General features: G+C 62.7%; 22 protein-coding genes. 12 read left to right on the top strand and 10 right to left on the bottom strand.

Going from position 1 to position 24,650, the window contains the following annotated elements; genetic code table 11:
- On the bottom strand, positions 1-1,011 hold a 1,011-nt coding region (gene argH, locus B2W22_RS19590), incomplete at its 3' end, for an argininosuccinate lyase (RefSeq protein WP_286939302.1).
- A gap of 136 nt (positions 1,012-1,147) precedes the next feature.
- Here argH and B2W22_RS19585 point away from each other — a divergent pair.
- The 3 genes from B2W22_RS19585 to B2W22_RS19575 all read left to right on the top strand — a co-directional run bounded on the left by B2W22_RS19585 (position 1,148) and on the right by B2W22_RS19575 (position 5,241).
- A complete protein-coding gene (locus B2W22_RS19585; protein ID WP_286939301.1) occupies positions 1,148-2,515 on the top strand; it encodes a mechanosensitive ion channel family protein in 1,368 nt (455 codons plus the stop codon).
- 124 nt (positions 2,516-2,639) lie between these two features.
- Positions 2,640-4,706 carry an NAD(+) synthase gene (locus B2W22_RS19580; RefSeq protein ID WP_286939300.1) on the top strand — a complete coding sequence of 689 codons (2,067 nt, stop codon included), beginning with the start codon at positions 2,640-2,642 and terminating at the stop codon, positions 4,704-4,706.
- 196 nt (positions 4,707-4,902) lie between these two features.
- Positions 4,903-5,241, top strand: coding sequence for a P-II family nitrogen regulator (locus B2W22_RS19575; protein WP_006386376.1), 339 nt, complete (start codon positions 4,903-4,905; stop codon positions 5,239-5,241).
- 117 nt (positions 5,242-5,358) lie between these two features.
- Here B2W22_RS19575 and gspF read toward each other — a convergent pair whose 3' ends face one another.
- A complete protein-coding gene (gene gspF, locus B2W22_RS19570; protein ID WP_286939299.1) occupies positions 5,359-6,564 on the bottom strand; it encodes a type II secretion system inner membrane protein GspF in 1,206 nt (401 codons plus the stop codon).
- Between the two features lie 176 nt (positions 6,565-6,740).
- On the opposite strand from gspF, the gene gspD reads away from it, so the two are divergent.
- The gene (gene gspD, locus B2W22_RS19565) at positions 6,741-9,122 is read left to right on the top strand and encodes a type II secretion system secretin GspD (RefSeq protein WP_286939298.1); all 2,382 of its coding nucleotides are present in this window, start codon (positions 6,741-6,743) and stop codon (positions 9,120-9,122) included.
- The gene (gspE, locus tag B2W22_RS19560; RefSeq protein WP_286939297.1) at positions 9,119-10,546 is read left to right on the top strand and encodes a type II secretion system ATPase GspE; all 1,428 of its coding nucleotides are present in this window, start codon (positions 9,119-9,121) and stop codon (positions 10,544-10,546) included. Before gspD ends, gspE begins: the two co-directional genes overlap by 4 nt.
- Positions 10,547-10,710: 164 nt before the next feature.
- Here the strand turns inward: gspE and B2W22_RS19555 are convergent, their stop codons facing one another.
- Together B2W22_RS19555 and B2W22_RS19550 are read right to left on the bottom strand one after the other, a co-directional pair.
- Positions 10,711-12,153, bottom strand: a complete 1,443-nt coding sequence (locus tag B2W22_RS19555) for a DUF1254 domain-containing protein (protein WP_218343491.1) — start codon at positions 12,151-12,153, stop codon at positions 10,711-10,713.
- 412 nt (positions 12,154-12,565) lie between these two features.
- The gene (locus B2W22_RS19550) at positions 12,566-12,775 is read right to left on the bottom strand and encodes a cold-shock protein (RefSeq protein WP_062842107.1); all 210 of its coding nucleotides are present in this window, start codon (positions 12,773-12,775) and stop codon (positions 12,566-12,568) included.
- A 1,772-nt stretch (positions 12,776-14,547) separates the two neighbouring features.
- Between B2W22_RS19550 and B2W22_RS19545 the strand changes: the two genes are divergently transcribed.
- Positions 14,548-14,997, top strand: coding sequence for a universal stress protein (locus B2W22_RS19545; protein ID WP_286939296.1), 450 nt, complete (start codon positions 14,548-14,550; stop codon positions 14,995-14,997).
- 52 nt (positions 14,998-15,049) lie between these two features.
- Here B2W22_RS19545 and B2W22_RS19540 read toward each other — a convergent pair whose 3' ends face one another.
- Positions 15,050-15,508 (bottom strand): universal stress protein, encoded by a 459-nt coding sequence (locus B2W22_RS19540; RefSeq protein WP_286939295.1) that lies wholly within the window; start codon positions 15,506-15,508, stop codon positions 15,050-15,052.
- Positions 15,509-15,742: 234 nt separating this feature from the next.
- On the opposite strand from B2W22_RS19540, the gene B2W22_RS19535 reads away from it, so the two are divergent.
- Complete coding sequence (locus B2W22_RS19535) at positions 15,743-16,390, top strand: BON domain-containing protein (RefSeq protein ID WP_286939294.1); 648 nt, start codon at positions 15,743-15,745, stop codon at positions 16,388-16,390.
- Positions 16,391-16,429: 39 nt separating this feature from the next.
- On the opposite strand, the gene B2W22_RS19530 is transcribed toward B2W22_RS19535, so the two are convergent.
- From B2W22_RS19530 to B2W22_RS19510, 5 genes are all read right to left on the bottom strand, one after another.
- A complete protein-coding gene (locus B2W22_RS19530; RefSeq protein WP_286939292.1) occupies positions 16,430-17,164 on the bottom strand; it encodes a helix-turn-helix domain-containing protein in 735 nt (244 codons plus the stop codon).
- A gap of 194 nt (positions 17,165-17,358) precedes the next feature.
- Positions 17,359-18,012, bottom strand: a complete 654-nt coding sequence (locus tag B2W22_RS19525) for a response regulator (protein ID WP_286939291.1) — start codon at positions 18,010-18,012, stop codon at positions 17,359-17,361.
- Positions 18,009-19,097, bottom strand: coding sequence for a PAS domain-containing sensor histidine kinase (locus B2W22_RS19520; protein ID WP_286939290.1), 1,089 nt, complete (start codon positions 19,095-19,097; stop codon positions 18,009-18,011). The genes B2W22_RS19525 and B2W22_RS19520 overlap by 4 nt, the downstream gene beginning before the upstream one ends.
- Positions 19,098-19,220: 123 nt before the next feature.
- Positions 19,221-19,739, bottom strand: a complete 519-nt coding sequence (locus tag B2W22_RS19515; protein ID WP_286939289.1) for a flavodoxin family protein — start codon at positions 19,737-19,739, stop codon at positions 19,221-19,223.
- Positions 19,740-19,758: 19 nt separating this feature from the next.
- Positions 19,759-20,307 (bottom strand): CBS domain-containing protein, encoded by a 549-nt coding sequence (locus B2W22_RS19510; protein ID WP_286939287.1) that lies wholly within the window; start codon positions 20,305-20,307, stop codon positions 19,759-19,761.
- A gap of 161 nt (positions 20,308-20,468) precedes the next feature.
- Between B2W22_RS19510 and B2W22_RS19505 the strand changes: the two genes are divergently transcribed.
- The 5 genes from B2W22_RS19505 to B2W22_RS19485 all read left to right on the top strand — a co-directional run bounded on the left by B2W22_RS19505 (position 20,469) and on the right by B2W22_RS19485 (position 24,632).
- The gene (locus tag B2W22_RS19505; RefSeq protein WP_286939286.1) at positions 20,469-20,894 is read left to right on the top strand and encodes an Hsp20/alpha crystallin family protein; all 426 of its coding nucleotides are present in this window, start codon (positions 20,469-20,471) and stop codon (positions 20,892-20,894) included.
- A gap of 46 nt (positions 20,895-20,940) precedes the next feature.
- Positions 20,941-21,780, top strand: a complete 840-nt coding sequence (locus B2W22_RS19500; protein ID WP_286939285.1) for a universal stress protein — start codon at positions 20,941-20,943, stop codon at positions 21,778-21,780.
- 32 nt (positions 21,781-21,812) lie between these two features.
- Positions 21,813-22,913, top strand: coding sequence for an NAD(P)-dependent alcohol dehydrogenase (locus B2W22_RS19495; RefSeq protein ID WP_286939284.1), 1,101 nt, complete (start codon positions 21,813-21,815; stop codon positions 22,911-22,913).
- Between the two features lie 52 nt (positions 22,914-22,965).
- Entirely contained in the window at positions 22,966-23,949 is a 984-nt protein-coding gene (locus B2W22_RS19490) for a zinc-dependent alcohol dehydrogenase family protein (RefSeq protein ID WP_286939322.1), read from the top strand.
- 68 nt (positions 23,950-24,017) lie between these two features.
- Positions 24,018-24,632, top strand: a complete 615-nt coding sequence (locus tag B2W22_RS19485; protein WP_286939283.1) for a hypothetical protein — start codon at positions 24,018-24,020, stop codon at positions 24,630-24,632.
- Positions 24,633-24,650: the final 18 nt, after the last annotated feature.

Raw genomic sequence — 24,650 nt, 5'->3', positions numbered from 1 at the left:
TTCCTGGTTGTCCTTGTTGTAGGCCAGGGGCTGGCCCTTCATCAGGGTCAGCAGGGCGACCAGATTGCCGTTGACGCGGCCGGTCTTGCCACGGGCAAGTTCAGGCACGTCGGGGTTCTTTTTCTGCGGCATGATCGAGCTGCCGGTGCAGAAGCGGTCGGCCAGGTCGATGAAGCCCACGCGCGGGCTCATCCAGAGCACCAGCTCTTCGGACAGCCGCGAAACGTGCGTCATGATCAGCGCGCCGGCGGCGCAGAATTCGATGGCGAAGTCGCGGTCGGAGACGGCGTCCAGCGAATTGCGGCACACGCCTTCAAAGCCCAGGGTCTTGGCGACGCGTTCGCGGTCGATAGGGAACGACGTGCCGGCCAGGGCGGCGGCGCCCAGCGGCAGGCGGTTCACGCGGCGGCGGCAATCGGCCAGGCGCTCGGCGTCGCGGCCGAACATTTCGGCGTACGCCAGCAGGTGATGGCCGAAGGTGACGGGCTGGGCGACTTGCAGGTGCGTGAAGCCCGGCATGATGGTGCCGGCGTTTTCCAGCGCGACCGTGGCCAGCGCGTGGCGCAGCTGGCGCAGCAGGACCTGCAGCGTGTCGATTTCGTCACGCAGCCACAGGCGGATGTCGGTGGCGACCTGGTCGTTGCGCGAACGGCCGGTGTGCAGGCGCTTGCCCGCGTCGCCCACCAGTTCCACCAGGCGCTTTTCGATGTTCAGGTGGACGTCTTCCAGGTCGAGCAGCCACTGGAACGAGCCGGCGTCGATTTCGGACAGGATCTGGGTCATGCCGCGCTGGATGTCGGCCAGATCCTGGGCGCCGATGATGCCCTGGGCGGCCAGCATGTCCGCATGCGCGAGCGAGCCCTGGATGTCGTGGCGCGCCAGGCGCTTGTCGAAATCCACGGACGCCGTGTAGCGTTTGACGAGTTCGGAAACCGGCTCGGAGAACCGGGCGGACCAGGCCTGCGCCTTGTTGGCGAACTGGTTTTGATCGGGGGAGGGAGTCTTTGCCATGATGGCCGGGATTATAGGGCCTCGCGCCGCGCCGGGTAATGCCGGGGCCGGTTATGCGGGGCCGGAACCCGCGATCGGGGCGAGTTGTCGGATAATCCCCGGTTAGTTTCAAGACCTGAAAAGCGAGTACGGATCCATGCCCCTGGAATGGGAAGAGCTAGTCACCCAACTTGATACCCACATGCCGCGGGAGATCTGGGCGCAGACGCTGATCGGGATCGGCGTGCTTATCCTGACCGCGTTGTTCGTGCAGTGGGTCGTCGCCCGCGTCGTCCTCTTGCTGGCACACCGGCTGCTGGTCGCCAGCGGCCGCGTCGACTGGGACAAGGCGCTGCAGCGCCGCCGGGCGTATCAGAACCTTTGGTACGCGGTGCCGTTTGCAGTGGTGTCCGTGGGCATCGACCTGGTGCCCCATGCCGAACGGGCGGTCAGCATCGTCGGCCGGCTGGCGCACGCGGGCGCCTGGATCTGCGTGTTCATTGCGTTTTCGGGCGTGCTGAGCGCCTGGCAGGACACCTATTCGGCCACGACCCGCGCGCAGACCCGGTCCATCAAGGGCTACATCCAGATCGGCAAGCTGATTCTTGCGGCGGTATGCACCGTTCTGGTGCTTTCCATCCTGATCGACCGGTCGCCGCTGTGGATGATTTCTGGCCTGGGCGCGCTGTCCGCGGTGCTGCTGCTGGTGTTCAAGGACACGCTGCTGTCGCTCGTGGCCAGCACGCAGCTCACCAGCAACGACATGCTGCGCATCGGCGACTGGATTGAGATGCCGCAATGCAACGCCGACGGCTTCGTCAAGGACATCGCGCTGCATACCGTCAAGGTGCAGAACTGGGACAACACCGTCACCACGGTGCCGACCTACAAGCTGTTCTCGGAAAGCTATCGCAACTATCGGCACATGTTCGAATCGGGCGGCCGGCGCATCAAGCGCACCATCCGCATCGACGCCGCCAGCGTGCGATTCCTGGCCGACGACGAGCCGCAGCGCCTGATGAAGTTCCGGCTGCTGCACGACTACCTGCAGACCAAGACCCAGGACATCGTCCAGGCCAACCAGACGCTGGGCGAACTGGCCAGCGTGCCCGCCAACCGGCGCCGGCTGACCAACATCGGCACGCTGCGCGCCTACGCGCTGGCTTACCTGAAGCAGAATCCCGAGATCCGCCAGGACATGGCGATGATGGTGCGCATGATGGAGCCCACGTCCGAGGGCATTCCGGTAGAGGTCTATTGCTTTACCGCCGTGACCGCCTGGGTCGAATACGAACGCATCCAGGGCGACGTCTTCGACCATCTCCTGGCGATCCTGCCGGAACTGGGCCTGCGCCTGTACCAGCAGCCGTCCGGGGCGGACATCGGCGCGATGGGCAGTTACCTGCGCGACAGCGCCATCCAGGCGGCGCTGTCCGCCGAGCGCGACCGGCAGGGGCCTGTCTTGGACGGCGACGCGGCCCTGCCGTTCGAGCGGGGGCTGACGGACGGCAAGATGCCGCGTTAGGAACAAGGGCGCGGAGGCACGCCGCCGCCAGAGGGCCGTGAGATAATCCGGCGGTTGTTTCCAGGGCCTACGAACTCCCGGGCCCCAGGCAAAACCCCCAGCGAAACTCCAGGCGAAATCCCCGATGTCGAACCCGTTCTTCAACCTGTATTCCCACGGCTTCGCCCGGGTCGCGGTCGGCGTGCCCGAGTGCCGGGTCGCCGATCCCGCCTTCAACGCCGCGCAGACCATCGCGCTGGCGCAGCAGGCCGCCCAGGGCGGCGCGGTGCTGGCGGCGTTTCCCGAACTGGGCCTGTCGGCCTACACCTGCGACGACCTCTTTCACCAGAAGGCCCTGCTGGACGCCTGCGAAGCCGCGCTGGCGCAAGTGGTCGAGGCCACGGCCGATCTGGATATCGCCATCGTCGTCGGCGCGCCGTTGCGGGTCGCCCACCAGTTGTTCAACTGCGCCGTGGTGGCGGCCGGCGGACGCATCCTCGGGGTGGTGCCCAAGACCTATCTGCCTAATTACGGCGAGTTCTACGAAGCCCGCCAGTTCAGCGCCGCCGATTGCGCCATCGACACGCAGATCGACCTGCTGGGCCAGACGGTCCCGTTTGGCGCCGAACTGCTGTTCCAGATGGAAAAGCTGCCGCTGTTCCAGTTCCACGTCGAAATCTGCGAAGACGTCTGGGTGCCGATTCCCCCGTCGTCGTTTGCCGCGCTGGCCGGCGCCACGGTGCTGGTCAACCTGTCGGCCTCCAACATCGTCGTCGGCAAGTCCGCATACCGCCACCAGTTGGTGTCGCAGCAGTCGGCGCGCTGCCTGTCGGCCTATATGTACACGTCGGCCGGGCGGGGCGAATCGTCCACGGATCTGGCCTGGGACGGCCAGGCGCTCATCTATGAAAACGGCGAGTTGCTGGCCGAATCCGAACGCTTCCTGAACCATTCCCATCTGCTGTTCTCGGACGTCGACCTGGAACGCCTGTCGCGCGAGCGCATGCGCCAGAGCACCTTCGGCCAGTCGGTGCGCCGCCACCAGGATGAAGTTCGCAAGTTCCGCCGCGTGGCGGTGCCGGTGAATCCGCCGCTGGAAGACACCGAACTGCCGCTCGAACGCCGCGTGGCGCGCTTCCCGTATGTACCGGCCGACCCCCAGCGCCGCGACGCGCGCTGCCAGGAGGTCTACAACATCCAGGTGCAGGCGCTGGCGCAGCGGCTGTCCGCCAGCGGCATGAAGAAGGTGGTCATCGGCATTTCGGGCGGGCTGGATTCCACGCACGCGCTGCTGGTCTGCGCCAAGGCCATGGACGCGCTGGACCTGCCGCGCTCAAACATCCTGGCCGTCACGATGCCGGGCTTTGCCACCAGCACCCGCACGCTGCAACAGGCGCGCCGCCTGATGGCGGTGGTGGGCTGCACGGCGTCCGAAATCGATATCCGCCCCAGCTGCCTGCAGATGCTCAAAGACCTGGGCCATCCCTATGCCAACGGCGAGCCGGTCTACGACATCACGTTCGAGAACGTGCAAGCGGGCGAGCGCACCAACCACCTGTTCCGCCTGGCCAACTTCAGCAACGCCATCGTTATTGGCACCGGCGACCTGAGCGAGCTTGCCCTGGGTTGGTGCACGTACGGCGTGGGCGATCACATGTCGCACTACAGCGTGAACGCCAGCGTGCCCAAGACGCTGATCACGCACCTGGTGCGCTGGGTCGCCGAATCGGGTCGGCTGGGCGACGACGGCGCGCAGGTGCTGCTGGACGTGCTGGGCACGGACGTCAGCCCCGAGCTGGTGCCGGGGGGCGCGGACGACAAGCCCGAGCAAAAGAGCGAAGCGTCCATCGGTCCTTATGAATTGCAGGATTTCAACCTGTACTACACGCTGCGCTACGGCTTTGCGCCGACCAAGGTCGCGTTCCTGTCGTGGACGGCCTGGCGCGACCGCGAGGCCGGCGCCTGGCCCGAAGCCGGGCACGTGGCCCGCAACCAGTACGATCTGGCCGCCATCAAGCGCAACTTGAAGATCTTCCTGGACAAATTCTTCCGGACCAGCCAGTTCAAGCGCACCTGCATCCCGAACGCGCCGAAGGTGGGTTCCGGCGGTTCGCTGTCGCCGCGCGGCGACTGGCGCGCGCCCAGTGACTCGGAATCGGTGGTCTGGATGCGCGAGGCCGACACCATTCCCGACGAGACGCCCAAGGGCTGACGGCGTCGCCGCGCACCAAGTTGGGGCGGCGGCAAGCGGGGCGCGCTGCGGGGCAGGGCCAGCGCGCGTTTCCCCGGAGCCGCAGCCGCGCCTGCCCGGTGTTATTCTCTTAACCATTGCGCCCGGCGCCCGCCCGACAAGACGATCGGCAGCGCGGCAGGGCGACGCAACACATCAAAAACTCAGGACGACCAACGTGAAACAAGTCACCGCCATCATCAAACCCTTCAAGCTCGACGAAGTCCGCGAGGCGCTGGCGGAAGTCGGCGTCAGCGGGCTGACCGTCACCGAAGTCAAGGGTTTCGGCCGCCAGAAGGGCCACACCGAACTCTATCGCGGCGCCGAATATGTGGTCGACTTCCTGCCCAAGATCCGCGTTGAAGTCGTCCTGCCGGACGATCAGGTCGAAGCCGCCATCGAAGCCGTCGTCAAGGCCGCGCGCACCGGCAAGATCGGCGACGGCAAGATATTCGTGACCCCGGTGGAGCAGGCCATCCGCATCCGCACCGGCGAGAGCGACGAAGAGGCGCTCTGATCCTCATGTTTCACGGGCCGCGCCATGATGCGGCCCGTCTCCATCGGGCCGTTATCCATTGGTCCCGCATGCATTTGGCCCGTACCCCTGCCGCCAGTATTCCCGCGGCCCGCATCCCTACCTGATCAACTGGTTCATCTCCAGGATCGGCATCATCACCGCCAGCACGATCAGCAGGACAAATCCCCCCATCAGCAATATCAGCGCCGGCTCCAACAGCGCCGTCATCGCCATCGCGCGCCGTTCCAGGTCGCGCGACAGGTTCTGCGCGCCCCGGTCCAACAGCTCGGGAAGGCGACCGGTCTTTTCGCCGCTGGCGATCAGGTGCACCAGCAGCGACGGAAAGACCTTCTGCGCGCCGAGCGATGACGACAGCGCCGCACCTTCGCGCACCCGGGCAGCGGCTTCGTCCACCGCCAGGCGCAGCACATCGTTGCTGAGCGTGCGGCGCGCCGCCTCCAGCGCGGTCAGCAGGGCCACGCCGCTGCCCGACAGGATGGCAAGCGTGGACGCGAAGCGCGCGGCATTTACCCCCAACACGAATCGACCGGCCAGCGGCAGCCGCAGCACGCGCGCATGCCAGGCCCGCCGCGCGACCGGCGCGCGCAGCGTGTAGCGCCACAACGCGATGACCGCGACGATGGCGATGCCGGTCACCGCGCCCCATTCGCGCACGTAATCCGACAGGCCCAGCATCACGCGCGTCAGCAGCGGCAGTTCCTGCTTGGCCTGGCTGAAGGCCGACACCACCTGCGGCACCACATAGCCCAGCAGGAAGATGACGATGACCACCGACACGCTGGCCACCACCGCCGGGTAGATGAACGCCGTCATGACCTTGCTACGCAGGGTGTTGCGTTCCTCGATGTAGTCGGCCAGCTTTTCCATCACCTGCGCGAGATCGCCCGATTCTTCGCCCGCGCCGATCAGCGCGCGGTAGATCTCGGGAAAGTCGCGCGGCCGCGAGGCCAATGCGGCCGACAGGCGATGGCCGGCGCGCACGTCGTCGCGCACGCCACCCAGCGTGGCGGCGATGTGCTTTTTTTCGGCCTGTTCGAGCGTGGCGCTGAGCGCCGCGTCCAGCGGCAGCCGCGCGGCCAGCAGACTGGCGAGCTGTCGCGTCAGCCACGCAAGGTCGGCGTCCGACAGGCGAGTGCGCAGCGCCGCGCCCATGCCTTCGGCGCGCGCCGCCAGCGAGGTCGACAGGGGCAACAGGCCACGCCCGCGCAACTGGTTGCGGGCGCCGCGCTCGGAGTCGGCGTCGATCGTGCCGCGCACGATTTTGCCGAGCGCGTCGGTGGCTTCATAGCGAAAGGAAGGCATGACTGTAATAAAGCGGAAGCACCTGCCGAAATCGCCAAGAGCCCCGAATTTAAAGGGTTTCCAGCCCGTTACCTTGCCTTGGAAATATGACCGTAGTGTTGCAGTCACACCCCGTATACTCCGACGCGCTTTCACGTTTTCTCAAACGATTTCACGTCTCGGGCAACTATTTCGTCATGCGTCACATCGCGCAATTCAGCCTCGCTTTCCTGCTTGCCGCAAGCCAACTCGGACCCGCCGCCAGCACGGCTCATGCACAACAGGCGGACAACCGCGTCAGCCTGAACTTCGTCGACACGGACATCCCCGCAGTGTTGCGCGCGCTGTCCCTGTTCACGCAGCGCAACTTCCTGGTGGACCCTCGCGTCAAGGGCAAGCTCACGCTGGTTTCGGACCGGCCCGTGGATAGCGCGCAGGCGCTCTCCATGCTGACGGGCGCGCTGCGGTTGCAGGGCTTTGCCATCGTCGATGTCGATGGCGTGACGCGTGTGGTGCCGGAGGCCGACGCCAAGCTGCAAGGCAGCGCCGTCGTGGGTGGCCCGGGCGTGGGCGGTGCCCGGCCGGCGGGCGCCGCGACTGCTGCGGGCGGCAGGGCGCCCGTGCCCGTGTCAGCCTTTGCCAAAAGCGGCGGCAACAGCGGCGAAATGCTGACGCGCGTGTTTCCGCTGAAGTACGAGAACGCCGCGAACCTGGTGCCGGTGCTGCGCCCCATGGTGCCGCCCAACAACCCGATCAACGCGTACCCCGGCAACAACACGCTGGTCGTGACGGACTACGCCGACAACCTGGAACGCATCGCCGCCGTCATCGCGCGCATCGACGTGCCCAGTTCGATGGACACCGACGTCGTGCCGGTGCAGTCGGCCATCGCCACCGACATCGCCATCCTGGCTTCGCAGTTGCTGGACACGCAGAGCAGCGATCCGACGCAGCGCATTGCCATCGTGGCGGATCCGCGCAGCAACAGCGTGCTGGTGCGCTCGGGCAGCCCGGCCCGCACACGTCTTGCGCGCGAGCTGATCCAGAAGCTGGATGCGCAGCAGAACCGCGCGGGCAACCTGCACGTGGTCTACATGCGCAACGCGCAGGCCACGCGCATCGCCGAGGTGCTGGGCGGACTGCTGACGGGCCAGGCCAATTCCGCGCCCGGCGCGGCCCCCGGCGCCAGCAGCAGCACCGGCGGCACGCAGGGCGGCGCGCGCACGCAGAACACCGCCAGCAGCACGTCCAACCAGGCCGGGCTGGGCATGTCCAGCCAGTCGGGCTCGTCCCGTGGCGGCCTGTCCGGCGAACAGGAGCGCATCGCGCGCGAAGACAACTCGTCGCAAGCCGTGTCGTATTCCGCGGGCGGCGCCACCATCCAGGCGGACCCTGCCACCAACTCGCTCATCATCTCCGCGCCCGAGCCGCTGTACCGAAGCCTGCGTGAAGTGATCGACCAGCTGGACCAGCGCCGCGCGCAGGTGCTGGTGGAGAGCCTGATCGTGGAAGTCAGCGAGGAAAAGGCCGCGGAATTCGGCATCCAGTGGATGACGGGCGCCGGCAACATCAACGGTAATGGCACCAGCTTCATCGGCGGCACGAATCTGGGCGGCAGCGGCATCACCGGCAACGGCCCGACGTCCATTGACGCGATCGGCCGCGGCCTGAGCCTGGGCGTGGTGAAGGGGACAGTGGATGTGCTGGGCAACGAAGTCATCAACCTGGGCGTGCTGGCGCGCGCCATGCAGAACACCGGCGAAGCCAACATCCTGTCCACGCCCAACCTGCTGACGCTGGACAACCAGTCGGCCAGCATCCTGGTGGGCAAGACGGTGCCGTTCGTGACGGGGCAGTACGTGACCTCGGGCAGCAACGGCAGCTCGAACCCGTTCCAGACGATCGAACGCGAGGACGTGGGCCTCAAGCTCAACATCCGCCCGCAGATCTCCGAAGGCGGCGCGGTCAAGCTCGACATCTACCAGGAAGTCAGCAGCATCGACGAAAGCCGCTCGACGCCCACGACCGGCATCGTTACCAACAAACGCGCCATCGACACCAGCGTGCTGATCGACGACGGCCAGATCATCGTGCTGGGCGGCCTGCTGGAAGACAACGTGACGCTGACGTCCAACAGCGTGCCGGGCCTGGGCTCGCTGCCCGTGATCGGTTCGCTGTTCCGCTACGACACGCGCAAGCGCACCAAGACCAACCTGATGGTGTTCCTGCGTCCTTACGTGGTGCGCGACGCCAACCGCAGCGCCAGCGTCACGATGGACCGCTACGACTACATGCGCCGCGCGCAGGGCGCCGTGCAGCCGCGCGATCATTGGGCGCTGCCGGACATGCAGGCGCCGATCCTGCCGCTGCCGGGTTCCGCGCCGTCGGTGTCGAACAACGCCTACGATCTTCGTCCTGAACAGCAGGCGCAAACGCTGCGCCGCCCGCCGCCCACCACGGTGGAGACCTTTGCGGTGCGCCAGTATCCCGGCGCGCCGCCCGCGCCCGCGCAGCAGCCCATCCGCGCGCCGCGGCCGGTCATGATGACGGTGGCGGTGGACCCCGAGAAGCTGCTATGAGCGCGCACCCCTTGCCCTACGCCTGGGCCCGCGCTCAGCGCGCGGTGCTCTCGCTGCGCGGTGGGCAGGCGCAACTGACGGTCAGTCCGCGCACGCCCGAATGGGCCGTGCGCGAAATCCGGCGCTGCCACGGCGATATCGGCCTCACGCAGATCGACGACGAAGCGCTGGAGACGTTGCTGACCGCGGCCTACAGCCACTCGGAAGACGCGGCGTCGGTCATGGGCGTGGCGGAGAACGAGATCGACCTCGATCGCCTGATGCAGGACATGCCCGAAGTGGCAGACCTGCTCGAAGCGCAGGACGACGCGCCCGTGATCCGCATGATCAACGCGCTGTTCGCGCAGGCCGCGCGCGACGGCGCCAGCGACATCCACATCGAACCCTTCGAAACGCATTCGGTGGTGCGCTATCGCGTGGACGGCACGCTGCGCGACGTGGTGTCGCCGCGCAAGGCGCTGCACGCCGCGCTGATTTCGCGCATCAAGATCATGGCGCACCTGGACATCGCCGAAAAACGCCTGCCGCAGGACGGCCGAATAGCGCTGCGCGTGGGCGGCCGGCCGATCGACGTGCGCGTGTCCACGCTGCCGACCGGCCATGGCGAACGCGCCGTGCTGCGTCTGCTGGACAAGGAAGCGGGACGCCTGCAACTGGAAAAGCTGGGCATGAGCCCCGGTGTGCTGTCACAGCTGGACCGCCTGATCCGCCAGCCGCACGGCATCGTGCTGGTGACCGGCCCGACCGGCAGCGGCAAGACCACCACGCTGTACGCGGCGCTGAGCCGCCTGGACGCTTCCACCAGCAACATCCTGACGGTGGAAGACCCCATCGAATACGACCTGGCCGGCATCAGCCAGACGCAGGTCAACGCCAAGATCGACATGAGCTTCGCGCTGGCCCTACGCGCCATCCTGCGCCAGGACCCGGACGTCATCATGATCGGCGAAATCCGCGACCTGGAAACCGCGCAGATCGCGGTGCAGGCGTCGCTGACGGGCCACCTGGTGCTCGCCACGCTGCACACCAACGACTCCGTCTCGGCGGTCACCCGCCTGACGGACATGGGCGTAGAACCGTTTCTGCTGGCGTCGTCGTTGCTGGGCGTGCTGGCGCAACGCCTGGTGCGCAAGCTATGTCCCGCTTGCAAGGCGCCGTCGACGCTGGACGGCGTGCAGGTGTTCCACCCCGTCGGCTGCGAGGCCTGCAACCATACCGGCTACAGCGGCCGTTCGGGTGTCCATGAGCTGTTCACGGTGGACGACGAAGCCCGCCGTTTGATCCACGAAGGTCGCGACGAACGCGAACTGCGCCGCGCCGCGGCTGCGTCGGGGATGCGCAGCATGCGCGAGGACGGACAGCGGTGGGTGGATGCGGGGCAGACGTCGCCGGAGGAGATTTTGCGGGTGACGCGGGACGCGTAACGCTGGCAGTTGCTTGGCGTCGGACACCTCACTTCGTTCTACAAACTCTGCCCGGTGTCTGACACCTTCTCGTGACACCTTCTCCTGCCCGTCGCCGCCCTTGATGTCGAAGTTCATCCAACTTGAGATTTGGTTCACCGAACTTGGCCTTTCTTCTCCAGAACCTATACGACACGTTCCACCCCTGGCGGCTGCCACGTCCCTTCCCCGGCTGGCAGGACCGAGGGCGGTGTGATCTTCGGCCAGTACAGCCGCATTACGAGGTAGACCGGCCCATCGGGAGCGGGGAGCCAGTTGGCTTGCCTGTCGCCGCCCGGCGTCTTGTGCTGGATGTAGAGTGTCAATGACCCGTCCGCGTTAACCTTCATCGCGGGCAGCATGGGCGAGTTGATTAGGTAGCGGTCGATCGGGTTCCTGACCAGTAGCTGCGACTTGCCGTGGTACATAGTCAGCGACCAGAACGAATTAACCGGCGGCAACGCGCCGGCCGGAAACGTGAGGGTGTAATTGTGCTTGCTGCAGTCCAGCGTCTGACCATTTGCGTCTACGCGGGTGAACGGGTAAGTCGCCTCGTCCGGGTCATTTCCATATATGCCTGCCTGAGCCGCGACGGCGCGCTTGAGCCAGTCGCCGTTGTAGTGTTCGCTGTTACCGGGCAGTCCGCTTAGCCGCCAGCCATTGATCGCCTTTCCGGTGCTGGCGACGGCTTCGTCCACTTTGCGCTGGCCTTCTTTCATGCCAAGGCCGATCTCCAGTTTTTGGTCCAGCGGCAAATCTCTGAAGTTGAAAGTCTTGCCTGCCCCCACGCCGATGCGCGCGAGTTCCGCGCGGACTGGTAGCTCGTTGGCTTGTGGAGGCGCGAACTGCAATGCAAAGTCCAGAAACTCGAAGAAGTTGGTCTTCGCCAACTCTTTGTTGATCATGGGAAAGCTGATGGCTGTTGCAGCCGGTGGCGGCGCCTGATTCAGGTACGCCGAGAGCATTCGCACCTGGTAACCAGCTTGGACCGCCTTCACGCTGTCGAGATCGTCTGGACCAAAAAGTTGGGTGCGGTAGCCGGCGAGCGAAAACTGTGTGCTGGACCGAAACACCCGCTTGATGCCCGCCGGGACGGCACCTTTCCATTCGGGTCCGACCACCATGTAGTCGCCAGCCTCGTTTCCGGTGGTGCGAGTGCCGATGTAGCCGTAATTGTAGGTGTTGCCGTCGCAGAGCATGACCGAGTAATAGCGCTTCGGGTCGATCGCCGGCACTGAAAGCACTACCGGCTCTGCCCGCAAGTCCATCCACACGAAGGAATACGGCGTGTCGCTATTGGGCGTGACAATCGCCGTGTCTTTGTAGGTGAATACGTTGGGTTCGTTCTTGATGTGGTTGAAAGGCGCCTTGAATTGCCCCGAGCCGCGATCCACCGCGTACTCATGCATGACGGCGTAGTTCATCACGATAGGCAGGCCGTAAATGAACCCAGCCTCCGCGATGTCCTTCGCCCCGAAGAACCCAGGGCGATCCGCGCTTGCCTGTGCCCGTACCCGGCCCGGACCAAGCGTCGTGCCAGTGAGCGCTACAAGTGCACTGGAGCCTAGAAACTCTCGTCTTGTGGTCATTGAGCGCCTCACCTGTCAGAGCGAGCTTTCCGACGCCCGCACGAAAAGTACTGGTCATGGAAACGACACTTTATCGAAATCGCCAACAAGACGATATAAGTAGAAAACACCCGGTAAATCGTTCCGGATAAGGTGTCTGATTTCGGCACGGGAGGTATGGCGAAGCGCGGCCAGTTGCACGTAATGCAACGTCCTCAGGAAGGTCCAGGAGTCGCCGTCTGGAGAAGTTTTTATGGCTAGCAATGAGACATAACACAGCAGGGTGTCGCCATAGGCATCGACTGTTTAATCTGGACAGTTCAGGTAGCTATGCTGTCGTCCAAAGCCAAAGGGCCGAATCCCCTGTTTCAAAGGATTCGGCCCCACTTGCTAGGTGCCAGACGGCTTGCCTTCAGACAAGCCAGCCAGTTTCTTAAATCGGTTTGATCATTGTCGCCTGAGGACCTTTTTGCCCTTGGCCGGCGACGAACGTCACGCGCTGGTTCTCTTCGAGAGATTTGTGCCCGCTACCCTGAATCTCAGAGTAGTGCGCGAAGAGGTCCTTACCGCCGAGCTCCGGCATGATAAAGCCGAAGCCCTTGTCGTTGTTGAACCACTTCACAATACCAGTTTCAATCTTCAATGTATGTCCTAGATTTTCCAGGGAAAAGTATCCCTGCACCCACTATGGGTGATTGGCGGTCACAAAGATATGAGCGTTTCACAATGACACACAAATTGGATCGTCCCACCGGTTAGGTTGAGCCGTCCCCACCGACCTGATTTTCAAGCCAACTACCGCGCAATTCCGCGCAGATTCCGATGACTTCCTCTGAAATCCTTCCCCCGGGGCCTCGATGCGTGCGCGGCGCCACTTCAGCCAATCGGGATCCAGCGAGATCGCGACCTCGGACCTCGGAGCGGAATCTCATGGCGTTGATGACAGGCTCGCGAAGCCCGCGTACCTTAGCACTCTACTCGAGTGCGTTTTCGCATGCGCGCGCTCAAAGAAAGAGTGAAGCTCGCGATTCACGGGGGATTGGTTTGTTTCAATTCAGGCTTAGGTTATCAGGGGTGGCGAGCGTACTCTGAAGGGGCGGCGTCGGCCACAACAACCTGTGGCACATGCCCAGGATTGAATCGCTATGAATACTGCCGGGCTTCGTCTGCCGCAGACACCATGGAACCTAAATGCCCTTCCCCTTTATCAATCAGCTCGTCACAAGTCTGCATCAGATAGCCGAGAAACATCTTTCACCGAAGGGCGCCGCACTTCCGGCGCTACAGTCAAACCACAACGCTCAATCCGTCGTGCCCAAGGCAGCAACCCCCCTGATTGATGACCCTTGGACGCCGGACAACTATCACTACGCCGGTTAAGTGCGTACCTTGAAGTGTACCCAGTGCAGTCGGCTCTGGACGTCTTCGCTTGTGCGTCGGGCATGCGCCGGGGATCGTCCACGTCAGCACAACGGGCGGAGAGGCTCTTACCGCACGAGGTGAGCACTACCCCTCAGATAGAGGCCGCGTCATGACACTAGACCATACCAAACGCGCCACTGAGATAGTAGCGGTGGACGCCAACGGGATTACGTACATCATCCAACGTCGCTACAGGGCTGCTCCAAACCACGACGGGGCCTGGGCTAATTACTACTGTTGCTTGCGGGACGGCGAGCCCGTCACATGGCTCGGTGATAACAATTACCGGTTGCCGGACGGGACAGCACTCCTCGCGATTGAATGCCGACTGCCGGACCTCGAACCATTAAATTGAAGGCACTTGGTTTGAAGTGCAGCCTAGGCTCGCGAGCCGGCGGCTTGCTGGACATTCAGCGGTGGTGGTACGAATCCGTGCTTTCGACGCCCAGGAGCACAGGCATGGAAAATCCCGCAGACGGCAAAATATGCCGAGTCATTCGCACGGACGTCGGTAGACTTACCGGCGCAGCATGCGCGGTGATTGTGCGTGTCGAACACCTCCCTCCAAGCGATGTATCGCTAAGTGAACGGACAGACCTTAGGAACTCGGTATGTAAAGCGGTGCGATCAAGGACCGCTCCTGGCCGCGACCAGTCGTCGACGACTGGCCGATTTCGACCCAAAGCGGACGCCCCATCCAACTTGCCGCCCTACCAAATCCGTCGTTTCACACTACCTCGTGTATCGCAACCGGAAATCCGAGGCGATTCCCTACCTGGAAAAGGCACTCAAAGCCCCGCCGCGTCCCGGCCGAGAAGTGGCCGATGAGGGCCGTCGGGAGGAAGCCAGGGCGCTATTGAAAGAAGCTCAGTAGGCATTGCGCGCCCATCCGGACACGTTGACGATTATCAAATTCCAAGTCCTCGATAGATCTATGCTGACCTTCCACCGCCGTTCAGCGTGTTGATCGGCTTCCACGGTACGGGAGAAGCCATGTATTCACACATAATTGTCTCCGTTGACAGCAGTCACGCTTCGAATCGCGCATTAGATGAAGCGATAAAGATCGCAAAGGCATCCAATGCAACGCTACGCATTATTCATGTGCTGGATGATCTATCAATCTCACTCACTGCCAATCCCTATGCGGGCTACTACATGGGAGAACTCATCGAGACACTGCGACGGGGCGGCCAGGAGATTCTGAACCAAGCGCGTGTGCGCGCGGCATCGGCGGAGGTGCCGGTTGAAACGATCCTTGCTGACGATCTGGGACTTTCGGTGCAAGAGCGGATTATTGAAGCGGCGCAAGAATGGCCGGCGGACTTGATCGTGATGGGTACACATGGGCGGCGGGGTATCCAACGCGCGATGCTCGGCAGTAGCGCTGAAGGCGTTACAAGAATGTCTCCTGTTCCCGTTTTGCTGGTCCGGGCAGCGTGAGGGCACGCGCGGGCGGGACGCTTGGAGTGTCATGTCCGCGCGCTCTGGCTGCTTATGCGTTGCCCTCAGGAGCCCGCACGAGCAGCACAGGCACGGTAGCGCCCCGCATAATGCCCTCGGCGCTGCTTCCCAGCACCAGTCTGCTCGGCCCTCGGCGTCCATGCGTGCCGATAACGATCAGGTCGGCCTTCCATGACAGGGATTCGTCCAGCACCCGCTGTTTGACGGTCCTGTCGAGATTTTCGTGGAGCACGGTGTCTGCTTCGACTCCCGCCGCCTTGACTTGCCCCAAGGCGTGTTCGAGCACCTCCGCCCCGTTCTTTCTGACCAGGTCCAGCAGTTGACCCGCGTGATAGCTGTAGGCATCCGCCGTAAAAGCGAACGAGAGTTCATCGACGACATGAATCAGGCGCAGGCGGCCGTGCGTGGTCTGAGCGATCCGGATCGCTTCCCTCAAGCCCGACTCGGACGTCGGGCTTCCGTCTATAGGAACGAGAATTTTCTGATACATGGTGCAACTCCGCGAAGTGTGGGGGGCTGACGCCCAGTATCGGCGGGCTTGCGGGCGAAACATTGATTGTTGTCATGATTTTCGCAGGAAGACGGCTCGTGCTGACGATGGCGGCTGACGCAAATTCGACCCCAAAATCCGGATGACATAAGTCAACAGGATTTCGCAAACAGCGCTCAATATGCCCAGAGGCCTAACCCAAAACACGGGAAATCGGAAACTCAGGAGATCATCATGAGCGATACGGAACTTCGGGATAGAGTGCTGAAAGCGCTGGCGTTCGAGCCCAGTGTCGAAGATGAGCATATAGGTGTGGTGGCGGAAGGCGGCGTGGTGACATTGACGGGACATGTCAGCACATTTGCGCAGAAGCTGGCCGCCGAAGACGTGGTTCAGCGGGTCAGGGGAGTTCGAGGAATCGCGCAGGAGATAGAGGTGCGGAGGGCCGCTGACAAACAACTCGCGGACGATCAGATTGCCGCGCGGGCGCTCAATATTATTGCCTGGGATTCGACGATCCCTGACCGCAAGGTGCAGGTGACCGTGAACAAGGGGTGGGTGACATTGAATGGTACGGTTGAGTGGTTTTTTCAACGGCAGGCTGCCGAGATCGCAGTCCACAAACTCTCAGGGGTGACCGGCATATCAAACTTGATCGAAGTGGTTCCTGTTGTGCATGCGAGCGACATCAAGCGCAAGATCGAAGAAGCGCTGCTGCGTAGCGCGCTGGTCGAAGCAAAGCGTGTGGAGGTCAGCGTGCAGGATCATAAGGTCGTGTTGAGCGGGCGGGTGGATAGCTGGATTGAACGTGGCGCCGTGGAGCGAGCTGCCTGGGCTGTTCCAGGGGTTGTCGACGTGCAGGACAAATTGGCCGTCGGCTGAACGCTGGTCAAGCGGAATACGGCGCGGCTGAGTGCGCATTCAGCCGCAGCTGATTTTGCGGAGCGCGTCGATGTTGCGGATTTGCAGTTGCCTTCTGTGCACGCGGACCAGGGCTGCAGCTTGCAGCCGGGCGAAAACGCGACACACGGTCTCTACCTTCATGCCCAGATGATTGGCAATATCCTGGCGTGTCATCTTAAGGATGAATTCACGGGGAGAGTATCCGTTGGCCGTCATTCTCTCGGAGATCCCTATCAGAAAGTGCGCGACCCGTTCCTCGGTGGTCATGCATCCCAGGGCCATGAGCAAGTCACGGCTCTCATTGATGTCGTGGGAGATCAGACGGTTGAACTGCTGGGCGGCAATGAAGTCCTGGCGGCAGTTCCTCATCAGGTCGCAGAAGGGCAGGATGCATACCAGGGAATCCTCGAGGGCGATCGCATCGCTGGTGTGAGTGCCAGTCTCAATCGCATCTAGCCCGAGTACGGCACCAGCAACGGGAAAGGCGGTGATCTGTTCGAGGCCGGCAGGATTAGTGGCTCGGATCTTCACCGAGCCGGATCGCAACAGATACAGGTTATGCAAAGCGTCGCCTGCGCGATAAATGGTGTCGCCCTGCCGGACCAGTCGCCGGGTACGGGGTACGCCCGCCTGGACCGGTTCGGCGTCAACGCGAGCGTGGCAGATGCGGTCGAGAGCACAGGCTTCGCATTCGCCCATCGCCTCTGCGCGTAACGGCAGTTGGGCTGCGGTAGACGACGAGAGGGTTTCCATGGCGCACCTCACTGGGTCTGACTGCCGGATCTGCATGGGCCTGGCGGTGTAGGCCCAAGCGGATATGCGGCCCCAGTATGCTTGGCCGGGCGGCGGCTCGCTATCAGCGTATCTCGTCAGATTGGCGTGGGTTTTACCTACCGCTGTAGGAAATTTCCTACCTCGGTTGGAACGCCGGCTTGTGCGGCGGCTGGTCAAATTTCCGGCGTATCCTTGTCGTCAATCAATCGGTGCCGGATTGCATAACGCGCCAGATCGGTCTGGTTGCGCAACTGCATTTTGACCAGGATGCGGCACTTGTAGGTGCTGACGGTTTTGACGCTCAGAAAAAGCAGCCGGGCGATGTCCGAGTTGCTCAGGCCGGCGGCAAGGTAACGGAATACGGACAATTCTCGATCGGACAGCAGAAGATGGGGAAGGGTGTCGGTATCGGCTTGCCGTTCGAAAGCGATGCTTTCCGCCAAGGACTGGCTCAGGTACCTGCCTCCAGCGGCGACCTTGCGAACCGCGACTACCAGTTCCTCGGCGGCGCTGTCCTTGGTCAGATATCCCGCAGCCCCCGCCTTGATCGCGCGTACGGCATATTGCTGCTCTCCATGCATGGTCAGCACCAGTATCGGAGTTCTCGGGTATTCGTGCCGGATCTGGCGGATCAGATCCACGCCGTCGCGGCCAGGCATGGACATGTCCAGCACCAGCAGGTCCCACGGGCGCTGGCCGAGGAGCTTTAACGCTTCCAGACCGTTGCCGGCCTCGCCTTCCACCGAGATGCCGCCTGCATGTTCCAGCAGGCGCCGCAGGCCCGCGCGCAGGAGCGTGTGGTCATCGGCCAGCATGACAGCGATCATGCTGCCTCCCATCCGGATTCCGGCGGGTGGGCAGGCACGCGCGCATGCAGACGGAAGCCGGCTCTTTTTTGCGTATGTATGGTTACCTCGCCATTCAGCAGGCGGACGCGTTCCCGTATCCCTTGCAGGCCCAGCGACAAGGGCAGTTTCTTGGCCAGGGTTTCAGGCGCAGTGCCTACGCCGTTATCCTGAACGGTCAATTCACACATCGATCCGGTGAAGCAGAGTCGTACCTGAACTTTGCTAGCCTGCGCATGCTTGGCAATGTTGGTAAGCGCTTCCTGGACGACGCGAAACAGCGTTGTTGCGACCGGTTTACCAGGTTCCTCCGGTCCGATGTCGATTTGCGCCTCCACATCGATGCCGTAACGGGAAACGAAGTCCGCCACCAGCCATTCGACCGCGGCGGCGAGTCCAAGGTCGTCCAGCATGACGGGCCGCAGGTCGGATGCGATGCGCCGCAATGACGCGAATGTCTTCTTCATCAGCCGCCGCATGGCACGGACGTGAGCGCGCATGGCGTTGTCGTCGGCCGCGAAGCCGGCTTCCATCTGAGACAGTTCCATGGTCAGCGCAGTCAGGGTCTGGCCCAAATCATCGTGCAATTCGCGGGCGATATGCTTTTTCTCTTGCTCTCGGACATGCAGCAATGCGTTAGAAAGACGAGTAAGTTCGTCACGGGAGGCGCGCAGCGCCTGATCGACCCGCTGCCGCTCGGTGATGTCCCGCAGGAAGATGGACAGGTACACGCCAGCCTCCGAGTGCGTCTGAGAAATGGAGGCTTCCATGGGAAATTCTTCGCCGTTGGCGCGCAGGCCCCAGAGCGGCGCGCCCAAACCCATCTGGCGTTCGGAAATCCCGGTCTGCTTGAACCGGTCGACATGCCTGGAATGGGCGGCGCGAAATCGGGCGGGAATGAGGATGTCGAGGTTAGCGCCGATGGCCTCGTCCGCGCGGCAAAGAAATACACGTTCGGCCGCCGGATTGAACATCACAATGCGCAGGCGCTCGTCTATCGTGATGATCGGCTCGGTGGCAGACTGGATGATGTCCAGCAGCGGCGGCGCGTTAAGCGATTGCTTCATTGCGGGAGCGTGCGAGTTGCCATCCCCGGTACAGGTGGCAAAATCATTGCAGCACACATCTGCATGCGGCGCACTGGTGAGAGCGAGCTAATCTGAAAGTACTAGCGAATCGATAAGGGCTGTTCAATCGACGGCAGGCAGTACCGGATCATCCCATCCGGCAGGCGCTGCCGCGCGCATCTGATCGCGGAAGCGGCAAAGGGACGCATCACATTCCTCGGCCAGCACGTCATATTGTTTCAGAAGCAGGATCGAGCGCGGCTTGGACCCGACCAGGGTGGCAATATCGTCCACCGCGCGAAAGCCGCCGATGCCAGACATGACACAGATGACAGAGTAGGCCTTGATCAGGCGTCCCTGCATTTTCAGGAAGGCGCGCATGGGCGCGGCCAAGGATCGAAGCCAGACCGGCGCGATCAGGATGATATGGTCGAAGCCATCGACGGGCGGACCGTCATATCGCACATCCGGGCAGCGCTTGAGCAAGCTGTCCACAATGCAGCGCCAATCACCGCTCAGTCCAAACCTTGGGACTGCATCGCGAATTTCGTATGCAGGCCAGTTGCTCAGGGATGAAAGGCGCTCGGCGGTGACGCGGGCGGTGCCCGTGCGCGAATAATAAAAGATACCTATGCGCTCCATGATGCCTCTCCTTGGATGCTCAGCCTTCCTGGTCCAGCAGCGCGCGCAAAATGTCTCGGCGGCTTACCACGCCGACCAATTCGCCGCCGCGGGTCACCGGGACGCGCTTGATACCGCGTTTGAGGATAAGGTCGGCGATCTGCGCCAGTTCCGTGTCTTCTTCCACCGTAATGACGGGACTGCTCATGACGGATGCGGCTGTCTGCTCACCCAGTTGAAGGCTGTGCAGGAACTCCAGGTTCAAGGCCTCGCCCTCGGCGAGCAGCGCCAGCCAATGGTCCATCTTCTTTTGATGCGTGCTGTCCTGGCGCCTGACCAGATCTCCCTCGCTGACGAGCCCAATCAATTTTCCATCGTCGCCCATCACCATCACCGCGCTGATGTTCTTGTCCAGCATCGCACGCATGATCTGGGAGACCGGTGTTCTTGCCGTGACGCAGTAGGGGGCTGGGGTCATAAGGTTCCGCGCGCGCATGTCGCTCTCCAGGTCGTCTAGGTGCAAGTCGTTAGTCGAGTTCGACGTTTTCATGTTGAGCCTGCCAAGCCTAAGGTCGTTGATATTGGTCAATCGAGCGGTCCTTCGCCGCCGCCAGAGCGGCTTACGGCAAAGGCCGAACTCTTGTCCCTAATTTCTGCATGACAAAGGTCAATTTGGGCGCCTCAGGCAGGAGCAGCATGGAAAGGCGGGTGAGGTCACCTGCCTTTCATCAGCATGAAAAGGAGCTAGCCATGTCGCGCTTGACGCAATACAGCCCATTCACCAGTGATCCATTCGCCGACGTATTTCAGGCGTTCCTGCGGCCGATCCGGCAGAACCCGGAAGAACAAACGCCTCGTATGGACATCGACGTCACCGAGGCAGGAGACGCATACGTCCTGAAGGCTGATGTTCCGGGGATAGACAAGAAGGACATATCCGTAGAGATCGATGGCAACAACGTCATGATCTCAGCCAACAAGGAAAGGCGCAGCGAAACGAAAGAGGCCGGGAAGGTCATCCGCCAGGAGCGCTTCTGGGGGCAGGTTCAACGATCCGTGTCGCTGGCCAGTGCCATCGATCAGGCGGCCGCCAAGGCTGTCTGCGAGAACGGCGTCCTCATCCTGACCTTGCCAAAGATCGCTGGAAGCAAGAACAGAACGCTGCAGATCGAATGAAGCGGACCACGTCCAGCAAGTCCCTTCGCTTTCCATAGAGGTAATCATGTACTGCCGAATTGCCGTTCATCTCGACCGCGGGTTCGATTGTGCTCGGCGCGTCGAATTCTCCCTGCAGCTTGCCCGCGCCAATGACGCGCATCTGACTGGAATATTCGCCAGTTACGTCTCGCCCGGCTATTTTTACGACGAAGCAGGACTTTGGGTCCGGGCAATGGATGTGGCCCGGCAGATCAACGAGAAGGGGCGCACTGCCGTGGAGCTGGCGTTCAGTCAGGCCACGCGCGAAAGTGCCGTAGCGGCCTCATGGCGGCAGGGGGAAGGTGAGCCGGCGGAATGTGTCGTCAGCCATGCCCGCTGTTCCGATGTCCTGATCATCAGTCAACAGAATCCGGAAGACGTGCAAGCCGCTGTCGGCAATGACTTCGTGGAGCAAGTCTTGATGTCTGCGGGGCGGCCTGTGATCGTTTTGCCGTCGGCAGGCAAGTTCAATGGTGCGGGTGCCCGTGTGCTGTACTGCTGGAATCGTGGACGGGAGGCCGCACGTGCGATCGCCGACGCCGCGCCGCTTTTGCGCAATGCGAATGCCCTGGCCATTCTGACGACGGATGGGGAGGGGGAGAGGGAGAGCGGGAACACCGAGGTGCCGTTCGAGGACTTGGCGGCATATTGCGCCTGCCACGGCTTTCCTCAACTTGAACACGTATCGCGCAGCACGAGGGATATCGACGTGGGCAATGCCATCTTGAGTGCGGCCGCGGATTTCGACGCGGATCTGATCGTCATGGGCGCATACGGACACAGCCGCATGCGCCAATGGGTGATGGGCGGCGCCACGCGTTCGCTACTGGCTGCGATGACGGTGCCGGTCTTGTTTTCGCACTGACGATTGGCGCATTTTAGCGCAGGAGATAAGCCATGACCTCCATGATGAAAGCAGCCGTGTTCGCCGGGCAAGGGCGCATTGAAATACGGGAAAAGCGCATTCCGGACGTCGGCCCGAATGACGCGCTATTGAAAATAACAACCACGACCATTTGCGGCACCGATATCCATATCGTCAAGGGCGAGTATCCCGTAAAGCCAGGCCTGACCATCGGACACGAACCGGTAGGCGTCATCGAAAAGCTGGGAAGCGCCGTCACGGGCTACGCCGAGGGTCAGCGCGTGATCGCCGGAGCCATCTGTCCGAACTTCAATTCCTACGCTGCTCAGGACGGCGCCCCTTCCCAGGATGGCAGCTATCTGATGGCCAGCGGCCTGTGCGGATGCCATGGGTACCGCGCCACCGCGGGATGGCGTTTCGGCAACATGATCGATGGCGCCCAGGCCGAATACCTGCTGGTTCCCGATGCGCAGGCCAATCTGGCGCCGGTACCGGACAGCTTGAGCGACGAGCAGGTGCTGATGTGTCCGGACATAATGTCGACCGGATTCAAAGGGGCAGAGAATGCCAATATCCGCATTGGCGACACGGTGGCCGTATTCGCGCAGGGCCCGATTGGGCTTTGCGCGGCGGCAGGCGCCCGGCTGCTGGGGGCGACCACGGTCATCGGCGTTGACGGCAATGCGCAACGCCTGGAGATTTCCCGCTCGTGGGGCGCGGACGTCGTCCTGAACTTCCATGAATGCGACGCCGTCGAGGAAATTCTGCGGCTGACAGGCGGAAGAGGGGTGGATTCCGCGATTGAAGCGTTGGGGCAGCAAAACACTTTTGAATCTGCATTGCGCGTATTGAAGCCGGGGGGCACGTTGTCCAGCCTGGGCGTTTACTCCAGCGACTTGAAAATTCCTGTTTCCGCGTTCGCGGCTGGTTTAGGCGACCACAAGATCAATACCGCGCTCTGTCCCGGTGGAAAGGAGCGAATGCGCCGCCTCATGAGCGTGCTGGAGTCCGGACGCCTGGACCTCGCGAAAATGGTCACGCACCGTTTCTCTCTGGATCGGATTGCAGATGCATACGATCTTTTTGCAAATCAGCGGGACAACGTCTTGAAGGTTGCCGTCGTGCCAGCTTGAACTGGGCTTCGGTCAACAGCAAGCGGTCAGGAGCGCAAAACAGATGTCGTCCATGAAAAGCATGTCGCAACTGGCTGCTGGTCAGCCCCTGACATTGGAGCATCGCACCACACCCGATCCAGGCAGTGGCGAGGTTCGGCTGAGGGTCGAGGCGTGCGCCGTCTGCCGTACGGATCTGCACGTGGTGGATGGCGAGCTGCCGGATCTGCGCTATCCGGTCACGCCCGGGCACGAGGTGATAGGCGTGATCGAGCAGGCGGGCTCTGGTGTCGACCAAGGGATGGTGGGGATGCGCGTCGGCGCGGCGTGGTTGGGAAAGGCCTGCGGTCAGTGCAGCTATTGCAGGTCAGGGAAAGAAAACCTCTGCGATTTTGCGGAGTTCACCGGCTACACGCGGCCTGGGGGCTTCGCGTCGCACTTGATCGCAGACGCACGATACCTATTCCCGGCGCCACAGGATCGAAGCGCGGCCTCCATGGCGCCATGGATGTGCGCGGGGTTGATCGGCTGGCGTGCGCTGCGGGCGGCTGGTCCAGCGCAGCGGCTTGGCGTTTATGGATTTGGGTCTGCGGGCCGGCTAGTGGGAAAAATCTGTGCTTGGCAGGGCCGGCACGTCTACGCCTTCACACGGGCAGGGGATGTGCCTGCCCAACAGCAGGCCCGAGCGCTCGGTGCCGTATGGGCGGGAGACAGCTTGAGTGTCCCGCCCGAGCAACTGGATGCCGCCATCATCTTCGCGCCAGAGGGTGATCTCGTCCCTGTCGCGCTGAAAGCGGTACGCAAGGGAGGTTGTGTGGTGTGCGGCGGAATCCACATGTCGGACATTCCGTCTTTTCCATACCGACTGCTATGGGGGGAACGCCAGCTTGTATCCGTGGCCAACCTGACCCGTGCCGATGGTCGGGAGTTCCTCGACGTTGCCGTCGCGTCCGACGTGCAGTGCGACGTGCGCCTATATCCTCTTGAAGCGGCAAACGCCGCGTTGGATGACGTTCGAATGGGCCGCATCCAAGCAACGGCAGTCTTGATTCCTTGAAATGGCGGCCGGCGTCGTAATAAGCCGTGGAACCGCGAGCCTGTAAGCCCCGCACCCCTGGAGGAGTCATGAAAACCCGCATTTTTGCCATATGGTTCCGGCTCTTTTTGACTATCGTTCCGGTTGAAATCGCCTTCGGACAGCCGGCGGATACGCTGTCGCCCGTTTCCCCCGCCATACTCAAGCGGGCGGACCTGGAGGCGGAAGCCGCGTTATCGCGACTCTATCTCCAATCGCCCAAAGCCCAGGCGCTGATTGCGCGTTCCTTTGGTGTGCTGGTCGTGCCTGCGCTGCATGCGGATGGCGGCATCCTGGGAACGGCCTATGGTCGAGGTGTACTGATCGATGCGGTGGGAACGCGTAGCTACTACAACGCCGTTGCCAGCCCCCCGGCTTCGGTGCTTGGGCTGGACGGAAAGGCGTTGATCCTGTTTTTCTCCGCCTACGAGGCGCTGCGAGGGTTCGAGGCGGCTCCCGGATGGGTGGAGGGCGCGAGCGGAACCATCCAGGTCCTGGACGAGGCCGCCATGGCTGGACGCAATCCGGTCATCGAGCCGATTGCGGGCTTCATCCTGTCGGACGTTGGGCTGGCGCGGGGGCTCGCGCTGAAAGGCATTCTTTTCATCAAAATGCCTGTCTTCATGTGCGCGCAGGAGAAGGAGGCTTGCGCCGCGGCGCCGTGACGACCCGGATTGTGCGCC

The sequence above is a fragment of the Achromobacter sp. UBA4530 genome (genome assembly GCF_002388205.1).
In the GTDB taxonomy this organism is placed as follows: Bacteria; Pseudomonadota; Gammaproteobacteria; order Burkholderiales; family Burkholderiaceae_B; genus Achromobacter; species Achromobacter animicus.
Note: the sequence above shows the minus strand (reverse complement) of the source record. Positions and strands in the feature narration are given on the sequence as shown.

Excerpts from the sequence above, each read along its gene's own strand:
- B2W22_RS19555 (WP_218343491.1), bottom strand. The coding sequence starts at position 12,153 with ATGACCACAAGACGAGAGTTTCTAGGCTCCAGTGCACTTGTAGCGCTC.
- B2W22_RS19490 (WP_286939322.1), top strand. The coding sequence starts at position 22,966 with ATGAAAAGCATGTCGCAACTGGCTGCTGGTCAGCCCCTGACATTGGAG.
- gspD (WP_286939298.1), top strand. The coding sequence starts at position 6,741 with ATGCGTCACATCGCGCAATTCAGCCTCGCTTTCCTGCTTGCCGCAAGC.
- B2W22_RS19505 (WP_286939286.1), top strand. The coding sequence starts at position 20,469 with ATGTCGCGCTTGACGCAATACAGCCCATTCACCAGTGATCCATTCGCC.
- B2W22_RS19485 (WP_286939283.1), top strand. The coding sequence starts at position 24,018 with ATGAAAACCCGCATTTTTGCCATATGGTTCCGGCTCTTTTTGACTATC.
- B2W22_RS19500 (WP_286939285.1), top strand. The coding sequence starts at position 20,941 with ATGTACTGCCGAATTGCCGTTCATCTCGACCGCGGGTTCGATTGTGCT.
- B2W22_RS19545 (WP_286939296.1), top strand. The coding sequence starts at position 14,548 with ATGTATTCACACATAATTGTCTCCGTTGACAGCAGTCACGCTTCGAAT.
- B2W22_RS19585 (WP_286939301.1), top strand. The coding sequence starts at position 1,148 with ATGCCCCTGGAATGGGAAGAGCTAGTCACCCAACTTGATACCCACATG.
- B2W22_RS19520 (WP_286939290.1), bottom strand. The coding sequence starts at position 19,097 with ATGAAGCAATCGCTTAACGCGCCGCCGCTGCTGGACATCATCCAGTCT.
- B2W22_RS19535 (WP_286939294.1), top strand. The coding sequence starts at position 15,743 with ATGAGCGATACGGAACTTCGGGATAGAGTGCTGAAAGCGCTGGCGTTC.
- B2W22_RS19515 (WP_286939289.1), bottom strand. The coding sequence starts at position 19,739 with ATGGAGCGCATAGGTATCTTTTATTATTCGCGCACGGGCACCGCCCGC.
- B2W22_RS19580 (WP_286939300.1), top strand. The coding sequence starts at position 2,640 with ATGTCGAACCCGTTCTTCAACCTGTATTCCCACGGCTTCGCCCGGGTC.
- B2W22_RS19525 (WP_286939291.1), bottom strand. The coding sequence starts at position 18,012 with ATGATCGCTGTCATGCTGGCCGATGACCACACGCTCCTGCGCGCGGGC.
- B2W22_RS19530 (WP_286939292.1), bottom strand. The coding sequence starts at position 17,164 with ATGGAAACCCTCTCGTCGTCTACCGCAGCCCAACTGCCGTTACGCGCA.
- B2W22_RS19540 (WP_286939295.1), bottom strand. The coding sequence starts at position 15,508 with ATGTATCAGAAAATTCTCGTTCCTATAGACGGAAGCCCGACGTCCGAG.
- gspF (WP_286939299.1), bottom strand. The coding sequence starts at position 6,564 with ATGCCTTCCTTTCGCTATGAAGCCACCGACGCGCTCGGCAAAATCGTG.
- gspE (WP_286939297.1), top strand. The coding sequence starts at position 9,119 with ATGAGCGCGCACCCCTTGCCCTACGCCTGGGCCCGCGCTCAGCGCGCG.
- B2W22_RS19495 (WP_286939284.1), top strand. The coding sequence starts at position 21,813 with ATGACCTCCATGATGAAAGCAGCCGTGTTCGCCGGGCAAGGGCGCATT.